Annotated in this window: 23 protein-coding genes and 1 pseudogene; 15 read left to right on the top strand and 9 right to left on the bottom strand. The window is 60.6% G+C overall.

Going from position 1 to position 24,017, the window contains the following annotated elements; translation table 11 throughout:
• Positions 1-8: 8 nt before the first annotated feature.
• Genes BHD07_RS13280 through BHD07_RS13270 form a run of 3 tightly spaced genes read right to left on the bottom strand, consistent with a single transcriptional unit; the run spans position 9 to position 2,809 of the window.
• Positions 9-1,211 carry an ABC transporter substrate-binding protein gene (locus BHD07_RS13280; RefSeq protein ID WP_338280658.1) on the bottom strand — a complete coding sequence of 401 codons (1,203 nt, stop codon included), beginning with the start codon at positions 1,209-1,211 and terminating at the stop codon, positions 9-11.
• Between the two features lie 24 nt (positions 1,212-1,235).
• Entirely contained in the window at positions 1,236-2,216 is a 981-nt protein-coding gene (locus tag BHD07_RS13275; protein ID WP_324765173.1) for an alpha/beta hydrolase, read from the bottom strand.
• Positions 2,213-2,809 carry a GntR family transcriptional regulator gene (locus tag BHD07_RS13270; RefSeq protein ID WP_324765415.1) on the bottom strand — a complete coding sequence of 199 codons (597 nt, stop codon included), beginning with the start codon at positions 2,807-2,809 and terminating at the stop codon, positions 2,213-2,215. The genes BHD07_RS13275 and BHD07_RS13270 overlap by 4 nt, the downstream gene beginning before the upstream one ends.
• Positions 2,810-2,995: 186 nt before the next feature.
• Between BHD07_RS13270 and BHD07_RS13265 the strand changes: the two genes are divergently transcribed.
• Entirely contained in the window at positions 2,996-4,075 is a 1,080-nt protein-coding gene (locus BHD07_RS13265; RefSeq protein ID WP_324765171.1) for an ABC transporter ATP-binding protein, read from the top strand.
• A gap of 612 nt (positions 4,076-4,687) precedes the next feature.
• On the opposite strand, the gene BHD07_RS13260 is transcribed toward BHD07_RS13265, so the two are convergent.
• From BHD07_RS13260 to BHD07_RS31910, 3 genes and pseudogenes are all read right to left on the bottom strand, one after another.
• Positions 4,688-5,512 (bottom strand): oxidoreductase, encoded by an 825-nt coding sequence (locus BHD07_RS13260; protein ID WP_324765169.1) that lies wholly within the window; start codon positions 5,510-5,512, stop codon positions 4,688-4,690.
• Positions 5,513-5,579: 67 nt separating this feature from the next.
• Positions 5,580-6,383, bottom strand: a complete 804-nt coding sequence (locus BHD07_RS13255; RefSeq protein WP_275598390.1) for an SDR family oxidoreductase — start codon at positions 6,381-6,383, stop codon at positions 5,580-5,582.
• Between the two features lie 45 nt (positions 6,384-6,428).
• Positions 6,429-6,847, bottom strand: a pseudogene (locus BHD07_RS31910) (GlcG/HbpS family heme-binding protein).
• Between the two features lie 112 nt (positions 6,848-6,959).
• Here BHD07_RS31910 and BHD07_RS13245 point away from each other — a divergent pair.
• From BHD07_RS13245 to BHD07_RS13220, 6 genes are all read left to right on the top strand, one after another.
• Entirely contained in the window at positions 6,960-7,856 is an 897-nt protein-coding gene (locus tag BHD07_RS13245) for a LysR family transcriptional regulator (RefSeq protein ID WP_324765167.1), read from the top strand.
• 97 nt (positions 7,857-7,953) lie between these two features.
• A complete protein-coding gene (locus tag BHD07_RS13240) occupies positions 7,954-8,565 on the top strand; it encodes a GNAT family N-acetyltransferase (protein WP_324765166.1) in 612 nt (203 codons plus the stop codon).
• 108 nt (positions 8,566-8,673) lie between these two features.
• The gene (locus BHD07_RS13235) at positions 8,674-9,186 is read left to right on the top strand and encodes a GrpB family protein (RefSeq protein WP_324765165.1); all 513 of its coding nucleotides are present in this window, start codon (positions 8,674-8,676) and stop codon (positions 9,184-9,186) included.
• Between the two features lie 248 nt (positions 9,187-9,434).
• Positions 9,435-10,424 carry a carbon-nitrogen hydrolase family protein gene (locus BHD07_RS13230; protein WP_324765164.1) on the top strand — a complete coding sequence of 330 codons (990 nt, stop codon included), beginning with the start codon at positions 9,435-9,437 and terminating at the stop codon, positions 10,422-10,424.
• Between the two features lie 445 nt (positions 10,425-10,869).
• Positions 10,870-11,406, top strand: coding sequence for a dihydrofolate reductase family protein (locus BHD07_RS13225; protein ID WP_338280650.1), 537 nt, complete (start codon positions 10,870-10,872; stop codon positions 11,404-11,406).
• Complete coding sequence (locus BHD07_RS13220; RefSeq protein WP_338280648.1) at positions 11,403-11,981, top strand: TetR/AcrR family transcriptional regulator; 579 nt, start codon at positions 11,403-11,405, stop codon at positions 11,979-11,981. The genes BHD07_RS13225 and BHD07_RS13220 overlap by 4 nt, the downstream gene beginning before the upstream one ends.
• Before the next feature lie 140 nt (positions 11,982-12,121).
• On the opposite strand, the gene BHD07_RS13215 is transcribed toward BHD07_RS13220, so the two are convergent.
• Together BHD07_RS13215 and BHD07_RS13210 are read right to left on the bottom strand one after the other, a co-directional pair.
• Entirely contained in the window at positions 12,122-13,060 is a 939-nt protein-coding gene (locus BHD07_RS13215) for a hypothetical protein (protein ID WP_324765161.1), read from the bottom strand.
• 388 nt (positions 13,061-13,448) lie between these two features.
• Positions 13,449-14,330 (bottom strand): LysR family transcriptional regulator, encoded by an 882-nt coding sequence (locus tag BHD07_RS13210; RefSeq protein WP_324765160.1) that lies wholly within the window; start codon positions 14,328-14,330, stop codon positions 13,449-13,451.
• Between the two features lie 146 nt (positions 14,331-14,476).
• On the opposite strand from BHD07_RS13210, the gene BHD07_RS13205 reads away from it, so the two are divergent.
• The 8 genes from BHD07_RS13205 to BHD07_RS13170 all read left to right on the top strand — a co-directional run bounded on the left by BHD07_RS13205 (position 14,477) and on the right by BHD07_RS13170 (position 22,705).
• Positions 14,477-15,985: an ABC transporter substrate-binding protein gene (locus tag BHD07_RS13205; RefSeq protein WP_324765159.1), complete on the top strand. Its 1,509-nt coding sequence runs from the start codon at positions 14,477-14,479 to the stop codon at positions 15,983-15,985.
• A 64-nt stretch (positions 15,986-16,049) separates the two neighbouring features.
• Complete coding sequence (locus BHD07_RS13200) at positions 16,050-16,985, top strand: ABC transporter permease (protein WP_275598401.1); 936 nt, start codon at positions 16,050-16,052, stop codon at positions 16,983-16,985.
• A gap of 3 nt (positions 16,986-16,988) precedes the next feature.
• A complete protein-coding gene (locus BHD07_RS13195; RefSeq protein WP_338280643.1) occupies positions 16,989-17,810 on the top strand; it encodes an ABC transporter permease in 822 nt (273 codons plus the stop codon).
• Positions 17,811-17,814: 4 nt separating this feature from the next.
• Positions 17,815-18,810, top strand: coding sequence for an ABC transporter ATP-binding protein (locus BHD07_RS13190; protein ID WP_324765157.1), 996 nt, complete (start codon positions 17,815-17,817; stop codon positions 18,808-18,810).
• Positions 18,797-19,762, top strand: coding sequence for an ABC transporter ATP-binding protein (locus tag BHD07_RS13185; RefSeq protein WP_324765156.1), 966 nt, complete (start codon positions 18,797-18,799; stop codon positions 19,760-19,762). Before BHD07_RS13190 ends, BHD07_RS13185 begins: the two co-directional genes overlap by 14 nt.
• A gap of 23 nt (positions 19,763-19,785) precedes the next feature.
• Complete coding sequence (locus BHD07_RS13180) at positions 19,786-20,703, top strand: serine hydrolase (protein ID WP_338280640.1); 918 nt, start codon at positions 19,786-19,788, stop codon at positions 20,701-20,703.
• Between the two features lie 37 nt (positions 20,704-20,740).
• Positions 20,741-21,607: a D-amino-acid transaminase gene (locus tag BHD07_RS13175; RefSeq protein WP_324765154.1), complete on the top strand. Its 867-nt coding sequence runs from the start codon at positions 20,741-20,743 to the stop codon at positions 21,605-21,607.
• A gap of 342 nt (positions 21,608-21,949) precedes the next feature.
• Complete coding sequence (locus BHD07_RS13170) at positions 21,950-22,705, top strand: alpha/beta hydrolase family protein (protein ID WP_338280637.1); 756 nt, start codon at positions 21,950-21,952, stop codon at positions 22,703-22,705.
• Between the two features lie 52 nt (positions 22,706-22,757).
• Here BHD07_RS13170 and BHD07_RS13165 read toward each other — a convergent pair whose 3' ends face one another.
• Positions 22,758-23,618 carry an NmrA family NAD(P)-binding protein gene (locus tag BHD07_RS13165; RefSeq protein ID WP_324765152.1) on the bottom strand — a complete coding sequence of 287 codons (861 nt, stop codon included), beginning with the start codon at positions 23,616-23,618 and terminating at the stop codon, positions 22,758-22,760.
• Positions 23,619-24,017: the final 399 nt, after the last annotated feature.

Raw genomic sequence — 24,017 nt, 5'->3', positions numbered from 1 at the left:
TCCGGGGGCTACTGCTGCGCGAATAGCGCCTCGAGCTGCTGCATCATCTGCTCGGAGGTGATCTGGCCGGTCAGCGCTTGCTGCATCGCCGTCTGCCAGGCCGTATTGACGAACTCCGACGTCGCCGTGTTCTGCGGCAGCACATGGGCGAACGGCAGTGACTGAACTGTCGCGTCCACGAAACGACGCTCATGCAGCGTCCAATTTTCTGCGCCGCTCTTCGTCACGGTCATCTGGCCGGTCGCCTTGTTGAAGGCCACGTTGTTGTCACCCTCGGCCAGGAAGGATATCCACTTCCACGCCGCATCCTTCACCTCCGACGAAGTGAAGATAGCCAAGGACTCATCGCCGTAGGACGTCCAGCGCCCACCGCCGCATTCCGGCACCGGCACGGCGGAAACCTTGTCGCCAAGCGCCTTGACCATGTCGTTGGAAGAGCCGATGTGATGGATCGTCATCGCCGTCGTGCCATTCTTGAAGGCACCGGTGATTTCCTGGAAGCCATCGTTCGGTGCCGATGGCGGAATGACCTTGTCCTTCTGGAAGAGATCGATCAGCCACTGGTTGGCGGCAATCGCCTCCGGCGTCGTTAGACCACCGGACTCGAGCTTGGCGCCCTGCGAGAGCACGAAGGCGCCCCACTGGTCCCATCCACCCTTTCCGCCGCGCAGGCCGAAGCCGTAGGTCTCAGGCGCCTTGGTGAGCTTTATTGCCGCGTCGCGGAACTCCTCGCAGGTCGCAGGCGGCTTTAGGCCCGCCTGCTCGAAGAGGTCGGCGCGATAATAGAGATAAAGCACGACGTACTGGATCGGTAGATAATACTGCTGGCCGTCCGGACCCTTGTTGAGTTCCAGCAGGTTGTCGAGCAGGTCCGCCTTGCCGGGCCAGGCATCGATGCGCTCGCCGATCGGCTCCAGCGCTCCCATTTCGATGAGACGCGGCTGCGCAAACAGCTTCACCATGGCAGCATCCGGGGCATTGCCCCCGACAAGCGCGGTGTAGAGATTATCGTAATAGCTGTTCCAAGGAACGTTTTCCGCCTCGATCTCGATGCCCGGATTGGCGGCCTCGAACTTGGCGACCAGATCATCCATCGGATTTTCGGGATTGTCGAAGTGATACCAGAAGCGGACAGTTTCCGCCGATGCAGTGCCTGCGAGAAGCGACGTCGCGAACGCAGCGCCGATTGCCAGTTTCTTCCAGTTTTTCATTGTCTCCTCCTCTGAAAACCCACGTCAGTTACCGGCAGCCATTCGTTTTGCCGCCGCCCCCGCGGCCACCAGCGCCTCCCGCGCGGCAGCCAGATCGAGGGTATTCTGTAGAAAGCCGTGCGTAACACCCGGCACGACCGTCAGAGTATCGCTGCGCCCGAGGCTCTTGAGGCGGGCGTGCAGCAGGATGCTGTCGGAAAGCAGCGGATCGACACCTGCGGCCATCAGGTGAAGTGGCGGCAGGGCCTTCAGTGTTTCGTCCGAAGCGACGAGCGGACAGGCCAAGGGGTCGGCTGACATATCTCGGTGGCCGACATACCAGTGCCAATAGCGTTGCATCTTTGCGGTCGTCAGACCCGGTCCATTCTCGAAATCGCAGTAGGATTGCGTACGAAAATTGCCAGCATAGATTCCATAGAAAAGCAGTGCGCCGGCCGCAGCGGTCTTCGCTGTGGCTTGCGCGTGAAGCATGGCGGCCAGCGCCAGGTTGGCACCCGCCGAGTCGCCTGCAAGGATGAGAGGGCCGTCACCGACGCCGAACGCGCCGGTGACGGCAAAGGCGGAGCGGAACGCTGCGACAATGTCCATCAGGCCCGCGGGATAAGGATATTCGGGCGACAGCCGATAGTCCGGCAGCAGCACTGGCAGGCTGCACTCAAGCGCGAGTACGCGCGCACAGCGCTCATGGGTCTCGGGGCTGCAAAACGCGAAACCGCCGCCATGCACGAAGAAGACCGCGCCCGGCCGATGATCTGGCGGCACGAGAACCTTCAGCCGCACGCGCGCAGAACCAAGGATTTCATCCGCGTCGACCCAGGCTTCGCCCACAGCAGCCATCTCGGGGAGATCGAGGTTCCAGCGGCGATTGCTCTGTGCAGTCAGCGCCCTCCCCTGCGCAGGAGGCAGCGTCGTCGGATCCGGTTGCTGGCCCGTTTCTCGCGCGACGCGGTCAAGGAGCGCGGCCATTTCGGGAGAAAGCCGGGACATGTGGGGAGACGCGTTCATTGGCTCGCATCCGGGAAAACGTCGGGACCGAGGTCCACGATGGTCGCGATGTGGTGCCGAAGTGCTTCACTCGCCCTTTCCACGGCCCCACTCTCCACCGCTTCAATGATCGGGCCGTGACGCTGCGCTGTTGCGACAAGATCGCGGGGACTGGTGCTGCGTGAAATCTTGAAGCGGTGATTATGCACCAGGCAGCGGTGCAAGATCGGGTCCAGCGCCGGGAGTTGAGCATCCTGAAAGATGCGACGATGGAAATCGCGGTCGAGAGAGGCGAGCTCAAGCTCGTCACCAACGGTCGCCGCCTGCAGCATCTCAGCGAACAAAGCCTTTAGATCGGCAACAAGGGTACGGCTCGGCATCTGCAGCGTACGCAGAATGCCGCTGCACTCGATCTGCTGGCGCACGCGGAACATCTCCACCGCTTCGGCTTCAGTGCATTCAGAAACCTGCGTGCCCCGATGTCCCTGCCGCCGCACAAGCCCCTCCTCCTGCAATTGCAGCAGCGCCTCGCGGACGGTCCCCTGGCTGCAGGAGAAATGGGCGGCAAGATCAAGTTCCGTCAGTGACGCGCCGGCAGGAAGCACTCCGAGCATGATGTCCCGCTTGAGCGCATTGAAGGCGGCCGCCGACTTCGCCGGTTTTGCGTCTCGCGAATGTGACTGGGCCGAAAAGTACTTCATGTGCGTCCGCGGAGTTGCCAACCATCTCGCCTACGATTATTGATATTGATATCGATAATGAAGGTCAAGCGTAAAAGCTGACCTTTGGAGGACCACACCGTGACGGCAATCAGCTTGGCGCAGATCCGGAAATCCTATGGCTCGCTACAGGTCATTCATGACATTGATATCGACATAGCAAGTGGTGAGTTCCTTGTTCTCGTAGGTCCTTCCGGCTGCGGCAAATCTACTCTACTGCGCATGATTGCGGGGCTTGAGGAGATTTCCGGAGGCAGACTCGATATTGGAGGAAAGCTGGTGAACGCGCTGCCGCCATCCCAGCGAGACATCGCGATGGTGTTCCAGGATTATGCCCTCTACCCGCATATGAGCGTGCGCGAGAACATGGCATTCGGACTCAAGATGCGCAGAGCCGACGAAGCAATGATCAGGCAGCGCGTGGCGCAGGCGGCCGAGATCCTTCAGATCCAACCATTTCTCGACCGGCGACCTGCCCAGCTATCGGGAGGTCAGCGCCAGCGCGTCGCAATGGGTCGCGCCATCGTGAGGGAGCCTTCCGCTTTCCTATTTGATGAACCGCTGTCGAACCTTGATGCAGCGCTGCGGGTAGAAATGCGGCTGGAGATCGCGAAACTCCATAACCGCATGAAGGCGACGACAGTCTACGTCACGCACGACCAGGTCGAGGCGATGACGCTTGCGGACCGCATTGTGGTGCTGAATGCCGGGCGCGTCGAGCAGGTGGGCCCGCCGCTGGAGCTGTACCGCCGTCCAGCCAGCCTCTTTGTCGCCCGCTTCATTGGCAGCCCGACGATGAACACTATCTCCGCGGAAGTCGTCACCCATGGCGATGAGGTCGCAGTTCGGCTAAAGGGCCGCACAATCAAGCTTGGGAACGAGACCGCACATGAACTGCGAGCCGCGACCGCAACCGTTGGAATCCGCCCCGAGGATCTTGTCGTCTGCGCTCCAGAAGAAGCATGGTTCGGCGGAAAACTTGCTGTGGCTGAGCGATTGGGCAGCCAGACTTATGGCTATCTGGAAACCGGCGACGCGCGTATGCTGACGGTAGAGTTTCCCCGCGAGAGTACCATCAGCGTCGGCGATCTGATCCACGTGCGCCCAAACCCAGACGCTCTTCATGTGTTCGATGGCTCTTCCGGTCGGCGGTTGAATTGACGAGCGCCGTAAAGGCGAGCCAGGATCCTATTGGGAGCTAAGAGAGCTCCCGGGTTCTGCGCGACCATTGTCCGACTGCGTGGCCTTCGCTCTGGAACCACTTGAGAAGGCACTGCACCTTACCTGAAGCGTCGTGCGTAGGCTCTGTCAAGCTTAAAGGCCGGAGGACGCCTTGCCGTATCAAGGCCTCATCGTCACAATCAAGAAAACGGGCCGACTGTTTCCAGGCTTGAACCCTGGCTCATCGAACGCCTGAGATGACGGCGCATAACGGCCTCTTAGCCCCCTCTCGACAGACTTCCGCTCACCACCCTCTCGCGACTGAGGGAACCGGAAAGATCGACCCGTTGCAGCCATCCGAATTTGCTCGCGCTACGGCGCAAATCGGCCCGAAGCACACTCTCACAGGCGAAGCGCGCATGGCCGCTTTGCGCCCCCATCCCGGCCTTTAAGTACGTCTTTGCCGGCTCCTTAAAAGCAGACATGTCCGGCGACCACGCTGCAGGTCGTGGGCGCCGGACAGGGAGCGATCGTCGTGCTTCAACAATGTGATTTGTGGTATGCACCACGTATCACTGCGCTAACGCGATTCAGGAAGGCATTCTCCTTCCATCAGAAGTCGGTCGACACCGAAACGCTCCGCCATTCCGCGAGGATGCGGGCATCCGCGGCGTGTTTCGCCTCGATGGCGGCGACGGTGTCGCTGCCCAGCGGTAGCCGCACCGGCGGGCTGGCCGTATCGACGAAAGCGACCAACACATCGGCGAGTTTGGACGGGTCGCCCGGCTGGCTATGGTTGAGCTCGAGCGCAGCCCGCCGAACCCTGCCAGCGGTGCCGTCATAGTCCGCTATCCGGGCGGGACTGGTTGACAGCGAGGAGGCGTCGAGGAAATCGGTTCGGAAATAACCCGGCTCGATCACCGTCACATGAATGCCGAGCGGAGCAAGCTCTGCGTGCAACGCTTCGGACAGTCCCTCGACTGCGAACTTAGTCGAGCTATACACGCCAAATCCTGCCGCGCCGCGATAGCCGCCGATCGAAGAGATGTTGAGGATGCGGCCTGACCGCGCTTCGCGCATATGAGGCAGGACCGCGCGGGTCACGTTCAGCAATCCGAACACATTGGTGCGATACACCGCTTCGATCTCCGCCGCGGTGGCCTCCTCCACTGCGCCCATCAACCCGAACCCGGCATTGTTCAAGAGGATGTCAATCCGGCCGAAACGCTCGGTCGCGGCAGCGGCGGCGGCAGCGGCCTGATCTTCGTTCGTGACGTCAAGGGAAACGGCAAGCAGATTGGGATGGCTGGCGAAGCGATCGGTGATCGCCTGTGCGCTGCGGGCGGTCGCGACGACGGCATCTCCCTTGGCCAGCGCCCGTTCGGCAATGAGGGCGCCGAAACCGCGCGACGCGCCCGTGATGAACCAGTTTTTCATGGTAAACTTCCTTGTGAAAGGGAGCGGCCCCGTTTGCCGGGCCGCCGCTCCGGGATTGAGGGGAGGATCAGATTTCCGCCGTCCAAGCCGTGGCTTGCGCTTCCTTCAGCATGTCCTCAACGAACTGCGGGCACACATTGCGGAACTTGCCCGTGTCCGCCGGCACGATCGCGATCATGCGGTCGATCATCTCCTGTGGATCGAGGTGCCCTTGCGGTGACGCCAGCAGCGCGTCGAAGGTGGCACGCAGCTCATCGCGCTTGGTGAAGTTCCTGTTGTCGTCCAGCCAGCGGAACGCCGTGTCTGCCATCGTCTCGTTGTAGCCGGTCAGATAGGCGCCGGGATTGATGGTCTGGACCTTGATGCCGAAGGGAGCGACCTCCTGGGCAATGGCTTCGGCGATAGACTCCAGCGCGTGCTTGGTCGACACATAGGTGCCCCAGCCGGCCGGGGTGAACAGACCACCCATCGATGAGGTGAAGACGATCTTCGCGCGCTTCTTCTGCTTCATCCATTTGGCGATGAAGCCCTGCGTGAGTTCGAGCGGCTTGAAGACGTTGGTTTCGTAGTTGCGGCGGACGAGGTCGATCGGGATCTCGCTGATCGGACCGCTCTCGCCGATGCCGGCGTTGTTCCAGAGGACATCGATGTCGAAGCGTTGGGCGAAGGCCACGTCGTAGGGATCGAGCAGATCGAGTTTCTCCACCCGGATATTGTCGAGGCCGAGTTCGGCCACCTTGTTCCGTAGCGCCGCAACCTGGGGAGCGATCTGCGCGGTGGCAATGATGTTGTGACCGGCCTTGGCCATGCCGATGGCGGCGGCTTCAGCGAAACCGGAGCCAGCGCCGGTGATGAGAATGGTTTTGATCATGGAATGGTCCTTTGTGAACCGTGAGGAAGAGGCAGAAGGCGGGTGTCAGCCAAGGTGCACGGTTACCGCGGCCTCGGCGATTTCGAGGTCTTGCGGTACTGCAACGCCGGGACACGCCAATCGCGCCGATCATCGCGCCATTGGCACCGTGGATCGGCAGACCGCCCGCAAAGGGGGCCAGGCCGCCGTTGCTGGCTTCCAGGTTGTGCGCTGGCGCTCCCGGCTTGCAATATTTCCACACGGCTTCGCTGCTGACGGCGAACAGCGCCGCAGTGGGGCTTTGCGCATGGCGAGATCAATCGATCCGAGGACCGCGGCGTCCATGCGGACGAACGCATTGAGTGCGCCCCGGCGTCCAGCACGGCGATCTTGGCTGCCACGCCGATCCGCTCGGCGCAGGCTCCGGCAGAGGCAATCGCGTGACGCGCCTGATCGGCCGTTATCGTTTCTGTGATGATGGTCATATCTGTTTCCCTTGTTCGCCAATCGCGATCGGCTGACGGGAGCAATTTGAGCCTTTTCAATTGAACTGATTAGATTGATAATTCTCAGATCAACCATGAATGAGGTTCAGTAATGCGAACGACCGATCTCGCGGAACTCGCGGCCTTCGATGCGGTGGCGAGGCATCGCAGCTTCCGAAAGGCAAGCGAAGAGCGAGGCGTGACGGCCTCCGCGATCAGCCATGCCGTGGCCAATCTCGAGGCTCGCATAGGCATTCGCCTGCTCAACCGCACCACCCGAAGCGTGTCATTGACCGACGCCGGTGCCATGCTGCTGGCGGACCTGTCCCCCGCGTTCAATAGCATTGGCTCGGCACTCGACGCCCTCAACCAGTACCGCGACACGCCCTTCGGCAAGGTCCGCATCAATGCGCCGAATTCGATCGCTCCCTTCGTGCTCGGACCAATCATAGGCACGCTGGTCGAACGGAATCCGAAACTGGTGTTGGAGGTCATCGCAACCGATCGCCTCGTCGACATCGTGCAGGAAGGGTTCGACGCTGGCATCCGTCTCGGCGAGAGCCTGCACGAGGGCATGACTGCTGTGAGGATCAATCGACGGCTGCGCTTCACCGTGGTCGGATCTCCAGCCTATTTCGCGCGCCGGCCGATGCCGACCACGCCGGACGACCTGAAGCAGCATGTCTGCATTCGGAACATGTTCGCGACGGGCGCGCACTATCCATGGTGGTTCAACCGCGATGGAAGCGACGTCGAGTTCGAGCCGACCGGGCCTATCGCTCTGCATGATCACGAATTGATGATCGAAGCGGCGCTCGCCGGGGTCGCACTCGCCTATGTCTGGGAGGATCGGGCGCGGCCCTATATTGCAAGCGGACGGCTGGTCAATTGCCTGGAGGCATGGATCGCCCCGGAGAACTGGCTCTACATCTATTATCCGACGCGCAAGCACATCTCAGCGGGGCTCCGGGCCGTCATCGACGCGCTGCGCGGCAGCGCGGGGATTTGACGTTCGGTGGCGGCCATTGAGTGCGTGATCGCCATCGGCAGCTTCGCGCCTTCATGTCGGTCATAGCCGAAGTCATCGCGCCTGGCGGAAAGCAGACATGGTTCTGAAAGCGGCGTCACGCCGCCTGTGCGCCATGAGCGGCCACGTCTTTCGGGTTGTCATCCATGGGGCTTTACGTAAGCTCCATTTTCCTGGATATCCTTCAGAACGACAGCGAAGCCATATGGACATTCAACCAGCAGCCCCCGAAGACGAGGAGGCGATAGTTCACCTTTGGCATCAGGGATGGCATGACGCTCATGCCGAACTGGTTCCTCCAGAGGCTCTGGTTTACCGGACCAAGAGTCACTTCCGCATCTGGTTGAAGGAAGCGCCAGATACTTTCTACGTTGCTCGATCAGGCGACAACCTGATTGGTTTCGTTTCCTTGATGGGGATCGAAGTCGTCAAACTCTACGTTGGCGTAGGCGCTCGGGGCACCGGCGTGGCGTCTGCCTTGTTGGGCTTCGCAGAACACGCTTTGCGGCAAGACGGGGTATCTCAGGCGGAGCTTTTTTGCACAGCGGGCAACATCCGAGCCGAACGTTTTTACATCCGACAGGGTTGGTGCCTCATCGACACATTCGACGATGCTCTCTGGGCACCGCCTGGCATCAGTCAGAAGTTCGTCGTCTCCACTCACCGCTATCGGAAAAGGTTGGCCGACTAGCAATGACGGCCAAGGACCGACAGCGGCCATGTCGCTGAGTGCCGATAGAAGACATGCACTGGCGGGATCGGCTAACATCGGTTGTTCGCCATATCGACGGATGCGCACATGCCGAGCTTAGTCGAACTCGTCCCTTACGATACGAATTGGTTGAAGGATTTTTCAGCGGCTGAAGCTTTGCTAAGAACAACGCTTGGCAAATGCGTCTTGGCTGTCGACCACATAGGCAGCACGGCTGTACCGGGCTTGGCCGCAAAGCCGATGCTCGACATTGATGTAACCCTATCCGGGTTGGCCGACATTCCCGACGCAAGCGCGAACCTCATCAAGGCTGGATTCGAACCGCGTGGCAATCGCTACGATGACAATGTTTGGGCTTTCCTTTTGAAACGCCCTGCGCCTCAGATCAGGGTCTACCTCTGCCCGCCCTCAAACCAGACCCACGAACAGTGGATGCTTTTCCGAAATCATCTTCGTCAACATGACGACGTGGCTGCTGCATACCTGGCCCTGAAAAACCAGCTTGCGGCGCAGTTTCCGTATGATGGGGATCGTTATACGTCGGGAAAGAGTGCCTTCATCTCCGAAATAGTCCGCGCGGCGCAAAGAGAGGCGCGGTGACCGGGGCCGACTACCGCCTTGGCTAGGAGCGCGCCAGAAGCGTTCTTCGCGAGTGATCAATGCTGATTGACGAATCAGTGCGGGGCGGCGCATCATTCGCTCGGCGTGGCCTACGCCTAACCTCCTAGACCTCCCCCAGCATGGTCTTGAACAGAGGCAAAGGGACTGACGTCTCGGGTCGGTTGTCTTGGTCCGATCGTTTCGGCGGGTTGCTGGGGAACTACGTCCGGAACGTGAAAGGCCTCACAATGACCCAAAACGGAAATTTCAAACGTCGTGTACGCGCTCGCGCGGCAAAGACAGGCGAATCTTACACCGCAGCTCTTCACCACATCCGCCAGCCGTCGGCCAAGCTTGCCATCCACGCAATACGGCTTGCTGTGGCGCAAACCTCTCTATTTGAAGATCCTCGCGACAAGTCTGCGCTTCGAGCGAGTGGGACGGAGTTGCGCGCCCTGATGATGGCCGCTCATAGAGCAGGCGCTCGTGTGATCCATTTCCCTGAAGGCGCGACATGCTCGCCCAACAAGCGGCTTATGTCAGAGAGCGGCCCCAAGGAGATCGGCCCATCAGACTGGGGGCGATATGACTGGGCCACTTTGCGTTCAGAATTGGCGGCCACCAGCGAGCTGGCGAGGAAATTGAAGCTATGGACGGTGCTTGGGTCCGTCCATCAGCTTACACCTCCTCATCGGCCGCATAATAGCCTCTACGTCATATCAGATTGCGGAAGACTGGTGACCCGCTACGACGAGCGCATGCTATCGAACACCAAAATTTCCTTCATGTATTCGCCTGGAAAACTTCCAGTGACATTCGAAGTGGATGGCGTGCGGTTCGGCTGCGCACTCGGGATGGAATCACACTATCCAGAGTTATTCACGGAGTATGAGCGGCTTGATGCAGATTGCGTTCTGTTCTCGACTACCGGCGAAAGCCCTTCCGCCGCCCCAGCTTTCGCCGCGGAGGTGTTAGGCCACGCTACCAGCAATACGTATTGGGTCAGCTACTCAGCTCACGCGCCGCAAAGCGTAGCTATTCCTGCTGGGATAGCATCGCCAGATGGCCGCTGGGCAGCCCAATGCGCGGCAGATGGCTCAACTTCGATCTCCGTCACCGATGTTACAATTGACCGGGAGCATCCGGCGCGGCCCTGGCGGCGAAGCGCTCGCGCCGACCTCTACGCTCCTCATCAGGTGGTCGGCGACGTGAGAAGCGACAGCCGCGACCAATTCTGATTAGAAATACGGTCAGGGGCAGCCCCTGGCCGCGACTTGATCCCTTCGGGCCGGCTGCCGACTTGGCCGGATCGCGCCTTCATGTCGGCCGTTCCGGCGCGGCTCCGGCGACCCTAAAACCTGCCATAAGCGGGCCGCGTTGCTTGGTCATCAAAGGTCCAATGATCGCCTTCAGAGCCTCCGACACGTATCCTTGCAGATCCTCTACTTCCTTCGTGCCGCCCTTGATGTTCACCTTCTTGGTGCGCCTTTCTCATCGAGGCCGAGGTGATACTCATCCCTCTTCTGCCTTTCGACGACCTTTCCGCCGCCCACCTTCGAGCGTCCGAGCGAACAAGCGTTGGTGAAGTCGACGGTCTGGTAGGTGATCTGCTCCGGTGCGCGCTGGGTATTGACAGTTCGCACAAGGAGATAAATTATACGTCGTATAATTTAGGGGCGCGAGATGATTACGGGTCATATTTTTATTGCAACCAGCCTGGACGGGTTCATCGCTCGCGATAACGGCGACATTGAATGGTTGCTTGAGCATGACGCTTCAGGCGAAGACCACGGCTACAATGATTTCATCAAGGACATCGACGCCATAATCATGGGCCGAGGCACCTTCGAAGCGGTGCGCGACATGAAACCGTGGTTCTATAGTCGCCCGGTGCTCGTCCTTTCAGCCACCCTGGCGGACCAGTCGGTTCCCGACGATCTTACAGGTAAGGTGCATTTCACGGGAAAGTCGCCACAGCAAGCCATGGCGATGCTCGAAACGGAAGGGTGTCGTCGTGTCTATGTCGATGGGGGACGTGTCATCCAATCCTTCCTTTTGGACGGATTGGTCAGCGATCTGGTGGTCACGCGCGTTCCCATACTGCTCGGTAGCGGCCGTCCCTTATTCGGCCCGCTCACGCGCGACATTCGTCTCGCTCATGTGAGCACCCGCGCGTTTTCTTCCGGGCTGGTACAATCGACCTACACTATTGCGCAATGACAAGGCGAAGCCGAGGCAGGCCGCGCGCCGATAACGAAAGCGTCTCGCCGGCAAAGATCCTTTCGGAGGCGCTGGCTCTGCTGGACATTGGGGGGGTTGAAAGTCTCACCATGCGCGCGGTCGCCCTGCGTGCGGGCGTCAATCCTATGACTATCTATCACCACTTCCAGGATCGGGACGGATTGATCCGAGCATTGGCGGACACCGTCTATGCCGATGTTGCTCCACCTTCGGGAGGAACCGTCCGATCTCGGATTGAGGGCTTGTTGCGGGCATATCGGTCGGAGGTGGTGCGCCATCCGGGTTTGACCCTTGCCATTTTCAACCGGCCAGCCGTGTTCCCTCAACACGCTAGACGGATCACCGATAACCTTGCGAGCCTCTTGGGCAACCTTGGCCTTTCGCCTTCGCAGGCCTTGGTATGGGTCCATATTCTGGTGGACTATACGCACGGCGCGGCGCTTGCCGTGGCGATGAACGGGACGAGCGGCAGCGCGCTGCAGGCAGACATCGATCCGGATTATGGAAACTACGAACGGGCCGTTTCTGAACTGCTGGACCGTCTTACCGAGTAGTGCTAGCGGCGGCTTACGAGGGCGCTAAGTACCAGGCAGCAATGACCGTGTCGCAGAAATCGGTCACGCAGGACCGAATTTGGCACCTAACTTTTGCGACGGAAATTCCTCAGAGTTCGCCGGCGATTTTGACGCGAAACTTAGGATTTCTGCGACATGCCTTGAAGCGCGGATAGAAAACGGGGGTACGTCGGGGCGAGCTTTCGCAAGATGGCGGCCGCCTCTGCATCACGCCCAACCGCCAATGGGTATTGCAGCGAGCCAATCAAAACGGCTTGGTCAGAGGCTATTTGGGCCGCGTCAGATCGACCGACGCGGGCAAGGCATCTTGCCGCATCGGCAAGCCGCCTTGCGCCCACGCGCACGGCGAAGTGGATCAGGTGCCCACGTAGATCGTCGCTGCACCCGTTCTCGATCATGCTTGCCAGCAGGTCGGCGGCCTCATCATTGCCAACGGTGCCCTCTGGCACGTGCTGCGCGTGTTCCATCGACAGCCACCGCATCGCAGCGGGCAGCGAAGCCCGGATTATGTCATTCTCCCCAACCTCACGCACACGGCGAAAATGGGTCCGCATGGTATAGGGCTCGCCATAGTCGAGGGTTTCCGCCCGCCACGCGGTTAAAAAATCATCCAGCGGCAGGGATGCGAAGGGATAGCCTTGCGGGTCGTGCATCCGCACCTGTCTGTTATCAACGGCAAGCACGACAACATAGTGGTCCGCTCCTATGGGACCATCCATGCCGGGCTGGTGCCGAAGATAGCCCATCTCCACCGGGCCAACCCAGACCGGGTCGTCGGAGAGCGCCGATTTGAGCCGGGCAAGCGCATCCTCCGCGCTGCCGCCCTTGGTGACGGCCGAAGTCCAGCCCATCGCGTCGAGGGCGTCGTTGAAACCGGCTTCGGGCGTCCATCCATAGGGATCGAAGAACGGCAGCGCGCCACCCACGAGCTGCATACCGAAGGGGCTGCTGGTCGCGAACTCGATGGCCGCTGTTGACGGCGCATCCCCTCCGAACATCATCGCGAACGAATTTGCGTAGCAGTATGGGCCAGAGCCGACATAGGGAACATGCTTCATGGATTTGCCTCCGATGTGAGCGCGAGAGGCAAGACAAGAGCGGCATTTTCCCAAAAATTGTCAACTGTGTCGCGAAAATGATCCAAGATAACAGCGACGTGCAAGGTTCGCTTTAAGCGCCCTGCCTCCCATCATAAACGGCAGAAATGGGGTCGCTTGCCGAACGGCAGCTATCGGCTGGGCATATTCCAGGACCGGACAGTCCGCAGTCGGCCCCCATTCCGCCTAGTGCGATCAACCTGAATGAGACCGCTAGTGGCGCAACGCGGAGTGAGTGCTCGTCCGCCTCTTGCCCAGGGACGACGGAGGCGCGCATGGCGGATCCAATCTGAAAATTTCGGGACGAATAGCCGTCTCCAGGCAGGCACGACGGCTATGCGGTGGAAAGTTATGCCCATTCACGGGCTGGTTTTCGAAGTGCACTCAGAAATCCCTGCACCGGCGCCCTGAGCGGCTCGCCCCGCCGGTGAAAGGCAATGACCGAGATCGGGGGAATGCCGATGATCTGACACCGCACGAGCCCACGGATTGCATACTCATGTGCAGTCATTGCATCAACGATACCGACACCGCCACAGGCGAGCACCAGGCTGCAGACATTAGCGCAAAAAGGCACCATGCAAACCGGATCGTAAGCTAGGCCCTGGGCGGCGAAGGCGCCCCGGATGGCTTCTCCCATCGGCGACCAGTCGGCATTGTAACAAATCAGGGGCTGCGCCGACAGTTCCGGGCAAGTCAGCGCCCGGGAGTGGGCGAGCGGATGGTCCGCCCGCATGACGGCCACCAGTGTAGTCTGGCCCACCTTGTATGCCTGAAATTCCGCCTTAGGCGGCAACGCCATCTGCAGCCCGACATCGGCATCACCCGTGCGAAGGTCGTCTTCCGGAGAGTGTACCCTGAGCACGATGCGCTTATTCCAATCCCGGTATCCGGCTTGAACCAGGGCCGGCCCGATAAAGGTTTCCACGAGAGCCGGCGTCGCCGATACCGCCACCGGTCGTGACGCAAGGTTGCGCAGGCTGGGCAGCTTGGAGCGAACCAGCGCGTGCGTGTTGAAGATCGTCATCGAGAGCGCGAAAAGCTCGTTCGCCTCCTGCGTCGGCTCTAGGCGGTTGCCGGTGCGGTGAAACAGCGCAAAACCGAGCCTGCTTTCGAGCCGTTTCAACTGCCCGCTGACGCTCGGCTGGGAAATACCCAGGAGCCTCGCGGTTTCGGTGGTGGTTCCAACCCGCATCAGCGTGCCGAAAAGCTCGATTTGTCTCAGATCCATTTATCAACCTGCTGATAGTCGCTACCACATTTATCATTATTCGGCTGCCCAGCCGTTGTCTAACATGATCCGTCATCCGATGTGGCTGCGCGACCGGCGGCAGCGGTTCAGGACATGTTCCACGACAGGTTTAGGAGAACCTCTTCATGCTTCCTCGAGCGAATTTGAAACGACTGCTTCTCGCCTCCGTGTTTGCGCTGGCGGGTATGGCTGCGCACGCTGAAACGCTGCGCGTCGCAATGGGCTACGATCCGGTCAGCCTCGATCCGATCGCTAGCAGCGACAATGGCTCGATATGGACGCAGCTCCTGATCTTCGACACGCTGATCCGCCCGGACAGGACAGGAAAGGGGCTGGAACCGGGACTGGCCGAAAGCTGGACCGTTTCGGACGACGGTCTGACACTGAACTTCAAACTCCGCGACGCGAAGTTCTCCAACGGTACGCCGGTGACTGCCGAGGATGTCAAATTCTCGATCCAGCGCGCCGCATCCGAGGCGTCCGGCTGGGGACGTTTCTATCGTCCGATCACCAGCTTCGAGATCGTCAATCCACGCGAGATCACCATGAAACTGGGGGAACCGTTCACGCCGGCATTCAACAATCTTGCCCTGTTCGCCGCGGCGATCCTGCCCAAGGGGCAGGTGGAAGCCAAGGGTGATGCGTTCTTCGAGGCGCCGGTCGGTTCCGGCCCGTACATGCTGAAGTCGCGCGTCCGCGGCTCGCGGGTCGAGCTGACGAAGAATCCGTATTACTGGCAGGAGGGCAAGCCTTTCGTGGACGAAGCGGTGCTCGAGGTCGTCACCGAGCCGTCAGCACGGGCCATCAAGCTGGAAGCCGGCGAGGTGGACGTCGCGCTCGATCCGCCGCTGAACCAGATCAAGAACCTCGACGGCAAGGATGGGATCTCCGTGGGTCAGACCACACCCTACCGGGCGGATTTCGTGCAGTTGAATACGACGCGCAAGCCCTTCGACGACGAACGGGTCCGGCAGGCCCTGAACTATGCGGTGGACAAGAATGCCCTGGTGCAGGGCGTTCTCTACGGTGCCGGCAAGCCCGCGGCATCGGCCATGCCGGTCATGGCCCATGCCGATCCGAATCTTCTGCCCTACGCCTATGACACGGCGAAGGCCAAGCAACTGCTGGCCGATGCGGGCTACGCGGAAGGGTTCGAAGCGCAGCTTATCGTCGATTCCGGCGCCGCGACCAGCCGCAATGCCGCCATAGCCTTGCAGGCGATGCTCCAGCAGGTCGAAGTGAAGCTGAAGGTGCAGATGCTGGAAGGCGGCACCCAATGGGAAACGACGAAGGACGGAAACTATGACATGTCGGTGTCCTACACCACCTCCGACACGATCGACCCCGACCAGATCATCGGCTTCGTCGCCGTCAACCCTGAGCGGGCGAACGCCTATCATACGCAGTGGAAGAACGAGCGTCTGAATGCCCTCTATGCCGAAGAGCGGAAGACCGTGGACGGCGAGCCGCGCGGCGCCATGTTCAGGGAAATGATCCAGATCCTGCATGACGGTGCGCCTTACATCTTCCTCTACCATCCGTCGTCGGCCTGGGCGGTGCGGGACTACGTCAAGGGTTTCGAGATCCTTCCGACCTCGAATTTCCGCCTCGAGGAAGTCAAGCTCGAAAAATGATGCGACCGCCTCCGCCCTGCGGGCGGAGGCTCCTCCAACTGTGGGCAGCCGGCGGTAAACTTCCGTGATACTTGCAATCTCAAAACGTCTGCTGATGCTGATCCCCGTGCTCCTCGGGATTACGATCATCAGCTTCCTGCTTCTGCAGGTCATGCCGGGCGATCCTGCCTCCCGCGCGATGGGAACACGGGCGAGCGCCGAGGAACTGCAGACAATGCGAGAACTCTGGGGGCTGGATAAGCCAATCTGGATGCAGTACCTCTATTTCCTGCGCGATTGCCTGACCGGCAGTTTCGGTGTCTCGATCTTCCACAAGCAGCCGATCATCAATCTGGTGGCGGAGCGCTTACCGTTCACGCTCGCCATCGTTGGCTATTCGACCGCAATCGCCGTCATCATCGCCTTGCCCTTTGCCATTCTGGCAGCGGCAAACCGCGGGCGCGTGATCGACAATGTCATCCGGCAGATCTTCGTCGTGGTGATTGCCATGCCCCCTTTCTGGCTCTGCTATGTGCTAATCATTTGGCTGGCGCTGCGCATGGGCTGGTTCGCGACAGGCGGCGTGGGCGACGGTTTCGTGGCCAATCTGGGCCGCCTGTTCCTGCCATCGCTCGTGGTCGGGCTTTCGACCGCAGCCCTGATACAGCAAAGCCTTCGCGCGGCGTTGATCGACACGATGAAGGCAGACTACATCGACACCGCGCGTGCCAAAGGCCTGCGCGCCCACGAGGTCTTTCTTCGCCATGTGCTGCCGAACAGCCTGATCTCGACGATCTCGATCATCGGCGTGCGGGTGAGCTGGATCGTGGGCGGGACGGTCGTGGTGGAGAAGATCTTCTCCGTCCCCGGTCTCGGCAGCCTGCTGATCGACGCGATCGTGTCGCGTGACCTGCCCATCATCCGAGGCCTGACGGTCTTCTTCGCCATTATGGTCGTGGTGGTCAACCTGATCACCGACATCTGCTACGCGCTGGCCGATCCGCGCGTCCGGCTGGGGTGACCGATGGCCTTCCTCCGCAAATTGCTTCGCACCCCCGCAGGTGCGACCGGCCTGCTCATGCTGGCGGTCACCGTCGCAGCGACGCTCCTGACCCCGATCCTGTCGCCTTACGATCCCTTTGCGCTGGATTTCGGCGGCGCGATGCAGCCGCCCTCCGCCGCGCACTGGTTCGGCACCGACAATTTTGGCCGTGACATCTTCACACGTGTTCTCGCGGGCGCGGTCTTCGACCTGCGACTGGCGCTGATCTGCGTGTTCGGACCAATGGTCATGGGCGTGGTGATCGGCCTAATCGCCGGCTTCTTCGGCGGGACCGCCGACGCGGTTCTGATGCGGCTGACGGATATAGTATGGGCATTCCCGTTCTATGTGCTCATCCTTGCCATCGTCGGCGTGCTGGGAGCAAGCGAGACCAATCTCTACATCGCCTTTTTCATTGTGAATTGGATCGGCTATGCCCGCATAGTCCGCGGAGAGACGCTGCTGGTTTCCCGCCTGGAATTCATCGAGGCGACGCGTGTGCTGCGCTTCAGCGAGCCCAAGGTGATGCTGCGCCATGTCCTGCCGAACGTCCTGACCCCCGCTTTGGTCTATTCCATGTCGGACGTGGTGCTGACTGTGCAGGCCGTGGCGGCTATGTCCTTCTTTGGACTGGGCGTGCAGCCGCCAGCGCCGGAATGGGGCCTGCTGATCGTCGAGAGCATAGACTACATGCGGGAAGCGCCGTGGATGACCATATTTCCCGGCCTCGCCATCGTCTGGGTCGGGGTTGCCTTCTCTCTACTTGGCGAAGGCCTCGCGACCGCGCTGAAGCCAAAGGGATGACGCCATGAGCCTCTTGTCCGTTCGCAACCTCGTGACCGAATTCCAGAGCCCTTCCGGGACGGCAAGAGCGGTCGATGGCTTCAGCTTTGACGTTCAGCCGGGCGAGATCTTCGGCATCGTCGGGGAATCCGGCTGCGGGAAGTCCGCCGTCTGCCGGTCCATCCTGCGCCTGTTCGGAGGGGCGCCCGCCCGGGTCGCCGGGGGCCGGATCCTGCTGGAAGGGGCGGGCGATCTTGCCGCCATGAACGAGCGCGGTCTTTCCCAGATCCGCGGACGCGATGTCGCGTTCATCTTTCAGGACCCGTTAACCGCGCTCAATCCGACGATGCGGATCGGCAAGCAGATCAGCGAAGTCATCCGCCGCCATCGCAAGGCATCCCGCGCCGAGGCGCGTGAGGCAGCCTTGCAGCTCTTGCGCGACGTGCACGTCACCTCTCCAGAGCGCAGACTTGAGTCCTATCCGCACGAATTGTCCGGCGGTTTGCGGCAGCGCGTCGTCATCGCCATGGCGCTCGCGCTGCGCCCGCGCCTCATCATCGCCGACGAGCCGACGACGGCCCTCGACGTGACGGTCCAGGATCAAATCCTGCGCCTGCTGAAGGAGCGACGGGACAGTCTCGGCACCTCGATCATCCTGATTACCCACGACCTGGGCGTGGTCTCGCAGATCTGCGATCGGATGGCGGTCATGTATGCGGGCCGCATGGTGGAGATCGGCGGGGTCCGCGAGGTCCTCGATGCGCCATCGCATCCCTATACCCGGGCGCTGCTTGCGGCTCTTCCGGGAAATGTCAGTCGCGACAGCGAACTGGTGCCGATCAACGGAGCGCCGCCCAGCCTGATCGACCCGCCGCCAGGCTGCCGCTTCTCGGCGCGCTGCGCATTCGGACGGCCGCAATGCATGACGGGCCCCGCGCCGGCGCTGCGCTCCCGTCTCGGCGCCGCCGAAGATCATCTCGATGCCTGCATCCTGAGCGAGGTTTCCGATGTCGCTGCTTGAGTTTAAGAAGGTCGAGCGTCGCTTTCCCCTGAAGCGCAGCCTTGTGGACGTGCTCGCAAACCGCGATCAGGTCTATCTTCATGCGGTGCGCGGCGTCGATCTGTCGGTGAAGCAGGGGGAAATCCTCGGCATCGTCGGCGAATCCGGTTGCGGCAAGAGTACCCTGGCGCGGATCGGCGTCGGGCTCCAGCCCAGCAATGGCGGACACGTCGTCTTCGATGGCAAGCCGCTTGACGGGCCGGATCGGGCCGGCCGCCTGCAAATGGTGTTTCAGGACCCCTATTCCTCGCTAAACCCACGCATGACTATCGGGGCACAGCTCGAAGAGGTCGTGGCCCATTACAGGCCCAATCTATCGCGCGCCGATCGGCGCTCCGAGGTCCGGCGCGTGCTGGATGATGTGAGCCTGGTTTCCGAGACGGCGGTGAAATTCCCCCACGCGCTCTCCGGCGGGCAGCGCCAGCGGGTATCCATCGCGCGTGCTCTGTGCGCCAATCCGCAGGTTCTCGTGGCGGACGAGCCGGTTTCGGCGCTGGACGCGTCCGTGCAGGCGCAGATCATCAACCTGTTGAAGGCGATCAATCGCGAAAAGGGACTGACCATCATCTTCATCTCGCACGACATGAATGTCGTGCGGTATTTCTGCGACCGTGTGGCGGTGATGTATCTCGGCGAGATCGTCGAATTGCAAGAGAGCACCTGCCTCTTTGGCGCTCCACGCCACCCCTACACGCAGGCGCTGATTGCCTCGGTGCCGGACGTTCGCAAGCCGCAGTCGCTGCGGCAGCCGATTGCCGGCGAAATACCCGATCCCTTTGCCGTTCTGCCCGGCTGCCGTTTCGTCCCGCGCTGCCCGCTTGCCGAGGCCGCCTGTCGCTTGCCTCAGCCGGAGCTGCCGCTCGACACGGGTGGCTTCGTCCGCTGCTGGAAAGCCGCCGGCGCCCCGACATAATCCCCTACAGAAAGATCCTCTCCATGTTCTTCAAATCCAACGCCGACTGGACCGGTCGCTGCGAAAGCATCAAGGCCCGCCTTCTCGAGCAATTCAGTGATCAGGGATTGACGCCCGACAATTTCGGCTTCGTCGCATTGCGGGAGAACGGTTTCGGCGAGGCGCCGGACGGCTTCAACTATCGCGGTAACTGGCGGTGCTATCCGTGCAGCCTGGTCAAGGCTTTCCACCTCGTCCATGTGCTGAGCGCCATTGACGCCGGCCGCGTCGAGGACCACGAGGAATTGTCCCGTGCGATGCGGGACATGATCCTCTGGTCGACCAATACCGGCACCAATTATGTGATCGACGTGGTCACCGGCACGACCGGCGACACGCTCCTGGAGGGTGAAAGCTTCGACGCATGGCGCGATAAACGCGAGGCGCTGAACCGCTTCTTCCGCGACCTGGGCTGGCCCGAATTCGAAGGCTGCAACATCAGCCAGAAGCTCATGGACGACGTTCGCTATGGTCGGGAGGCCCAATATTCCGGGCGATCCGGTGAGTATCTCAACGTTCTGACACCGCTTGCCGCTGCGCGGCTCTTTCATGAGATCTTTGCCGGCACGGTTCCGCTGTCCGATGTAGCTCGTACCCGGGCGCAGGATATTCTGCTGCGCGACCGCGAGAGCGCGGAGGCGAAGCAGCCGCGTTTTCAAGTTGCTGATTTTCTCGGAGCGGGGGCGCCGGCTGAGGCGCGCATCTGGAGCAAGGCGGGGCAGAATTCCTGGACGGGCGATCCGCGCGCATCCTATTACAAGCACGACCTCATTCGGATTGCCATGCCCGGTAACGCGTCGATCATCATCTGCCTTATGACCCAAGGAAAGCAGATCTGCGAAGTTTACCCGAAAGCCGTGCCAGAAATAGGTAAAGTATTCTATGACATCCTTCTTGCCTGACAGAACCGTCTGCATGCCTCAATCGCGAACCGCTGCAATGGATAGAGACCGGATCGTTTATCTAAACGGAGAATATCTGTCGGAGACCGAGGCGAAGGTTTCGATCTTCGACCGTGGCTTTCTGTTTGCCGATGCAGTCTACGAGGTAACATCGGTCATCGACGGCAAGCTGGTGGATTTCGAGGGACACGCCGCGCGGCTCGAGCGCTCGCTTGGGGAGTTGGTCATCCGAAACCCGTTTTCGCGGGATACGCTGCTGACCATCCACCGTGAGCTGGTGAGGCAGAACGAAATCGTCGAGGGTCTAGTTTACATGCAGATTTCCCGCGGGAATCCAGGCGACCGCGATTTCATCTTCCCGACCGATGACGTTCAGCCGACGGTCGTTCTCTTTACCCAATCCGTCCCCAATCTCGTGGACGCACCCAAGGCATCGGCTGGCATCAAGGTGATCTCGATCGCGGACCTGCGTTGGTCCCGCCGCGACATCAAGACGGTCCAACTGCTCTATCCCTCTATGGCTAAAATGATGGCGAAGAAGGCGGGAGCCGATGACGGCTGGTTCGTGCAGGATGGCTTCGTCACCGAGGGGACGGCGAACAACGCCTATATCGTCAAGAACGGCCAGATCGTCACCCGCGCATTATCCAGCGACATCCTGCACGGCATCACGCGTGCCACCTTGCTACATTATGCCCGGGAAGCACAGATCAACGTCATTGAGCGGAATTTTTCGATAGAGGAAGCGCAGCATGCGGACGAAGCCTTTGTCACGGGCGCCTCGACCTTTGTCATGCCCGTCGTAGAAATCGATGGCCGCAAGATCGGGAGCGGTACACCCGGGCCGGTCGGCAAGCGTTTGCGCGAGCTCTATATCGAGGAATGCCGTAGAAACGCGGTCTGATCAGCCATTGTGGATGACTCACCGGAGACAGGCAAAACCTGACGGTGCACTCTTCTCCAGGTTTCCGGCACCCTCCGAACCTTGCAGCGTCTGCTGGGGAAGCCTCAGGCAGATCGTGAAACGGCCGATCGCCTAGCTCCTTCTTCGCAAGGCAATACGCCTCCCGAAGCCGCGTGAGGCCCCTTTGCGCCCCTGCATTCCGGTCGTTGAGACTGATCTGGCGTCTTCCCGAAGCGGACGTCGCTCATGCTGAGCTCGGATGGCAACGATGCGCCAAGAGGAGACATTGACAGTAGGGCTTGCCACCGTATCCTTACCAGCAGTTGCAACGGAATTACTGCCATGTCTGAGGTGACAGAACACACCATCGATCGGGGCGATGGCGCTCGTGTCCAGCTATTCCAGGCGCGTGGGTCAGATCGACAGAGCGGAGCGATATTGTTCGTCCACGGTAATCAGGGAGGACTTCTTTTAGGTGGGAGAGAGGCGGTCGATGATGGATCGCTTGTCAGGTTTTCCTCTCGCCTCGGTGTAACAGCGGCCGCCGTATCGCAACCAGGCTTCGGTGCATCTGACGGTCCGGCGGACTTCTGTGGACCGGCCACCCAAAAAACGATTGTCGCGGCGGTGGATTTCCTCAAGCGGCAGCCGTTGGTCGATCCAAAGCGTATCGTCCTATATGGAAACAGCCGTGGGGCTATCGCCTCCGCCATGGCGGCAACTAAGGTGCAAGATCTTAAAGCGATCATCCTGACTGGGGGCGTCTATGACTTGAGAGATGCGCACAAGAACAGTTCGCGAGGCTTGCAGCAAGCCATCCAGACCGAAGCAGGTCTCTCAGACGAGGCATTTCTGGATCGGTCTGCACTCTATCATGCTCATAGCATCCGATCAGAAACCCTTCTTCTACACGGCAAATATGATGATCGTGCATCGATCGATCAGGCTCAGCGATTTTCCGAGGCTCTTGAACGTGCAGGGGTTCCTGTACGGTTTCACGCGCTTGACGGCGGCCATCGCCTTCCCCGTGAGCAAGTCACTCCCATTCTCCGGGAATTCCTTACACGCGTGTTTGCCCCGGTGGCGACTGTTCATTGATTGTCTTCCGCAATGGGCCGACAAGAGCCGAGACTTCAAGTCTCAGAAGCAGTTAGCAGGAGTTTCGAACGAGTCCGCCTATGTAGGTCTGGAGCGGGATCGATCCTCGAATTGAATTCTCGGGATATTCGGGACCATCGGCGGTAAGGGCCGTCATCCGTGCATAGGAGTGAGCCGCGGCGTCGGAGAAGCCTAAACTGCGATATGCGTCTTCCCATTTTTCGCGCGGGATCACGTCGACCCGAACGGCTCGGTTGAGCGCAGCGGCGAAAGCCGCGGCGACATCGTTGGGGGAACACCGTTTCGGCCCCTCGACAGGGTGTGTGCCGAACCGTTCGATAGGTTCCTGCAGGAGCCGAGCGGCTACCCGTCCCAAATCCTCCGGCGCGACCATCGGGAGCGTGAGGTCGGCAGGAAGCATCGTCGAAAGCACCCCGTCCTTTGTGACAGGCTCCACCATCGTGTCCCAGTTGCTGTAGTAGTAAGCTGCGCGAACGACACTTGCAGGAATCGGCTGGTTCCGCAGGCCCACTTCCAGTTCATAGAGAACGTTGAGATCGCCGAGTTCCTCGCCCGGCTGCGCCCCCATGGTTGATTCCGCCACTACCTTCTCCAACCCCGACCCATCAATCGCCGCGAGCAGGCAGCGCACGGTTTCGCGTTCCGCCCGATCCGTATCACTTGAGACGTCAGCGTTCGGGTTCAGTAGGAACGCGCGCTTCCCATGGCGGAAAATCTCACGGAGCGACCTCACGTCGTGGACGTCGGCGACGGCGACCTCTGCGCCTCTCTGTCGCCATGCATCCGCCTTCTCAGAGTCTCGCGTGATGACCGTGACTGCTTCGCCCTCATCGAGCAACGTCTTCGACACGGCGGAGCCGACGTGGCCCGTCCCGCCAACAATGATGTACATTTGCAATGTCTCCAGTCCTGATGTGGTAGGTAATCCCCTCGCCCCTTCAAGGGTTCCCTTTTCGCGGCAACTTCCTGTAGGGCGAACGGCAGAGGTGCACTGACTACCGAGGTCTCAAAAGGGCCGTCGTCGGACTTGCGCCGGCACCGGACATTGCTGCATCGCGGGCGATGGCGATATGATTTGGGCAGTACGGTGGGCCAGTTATCGGAGCTGACATGCGCAATGTTGACGTCGCAAAGCATTGGAACGACAACGCTGACCAGTGGACCCGAGACGTTCGTGCTGGTTTTGACGTTTACCGGGACCATTTCACGTTCCCGGCTTTCCTTGACGCGCTGCCGCCCATCAACGGACTCGGCGAGTTGGACACTGCATCGGAAATCCGCAAACGGTTCG

This window comes from Sinorhizobium sp. KGO-5 (assembly GCF_036245905.1).
Classification (GTDB): Bacteria; Pseudomonadota; Alphaproteobacteria; order Rhizobiales; family Rhizobiaceae; genus Sinorhizobium; species Sinorhizobium meliloti_A.
Note: the sequence above shows the minus strand (reverse complement) of the source record. Positions and strands in the feature narration are given on the sequence as shown.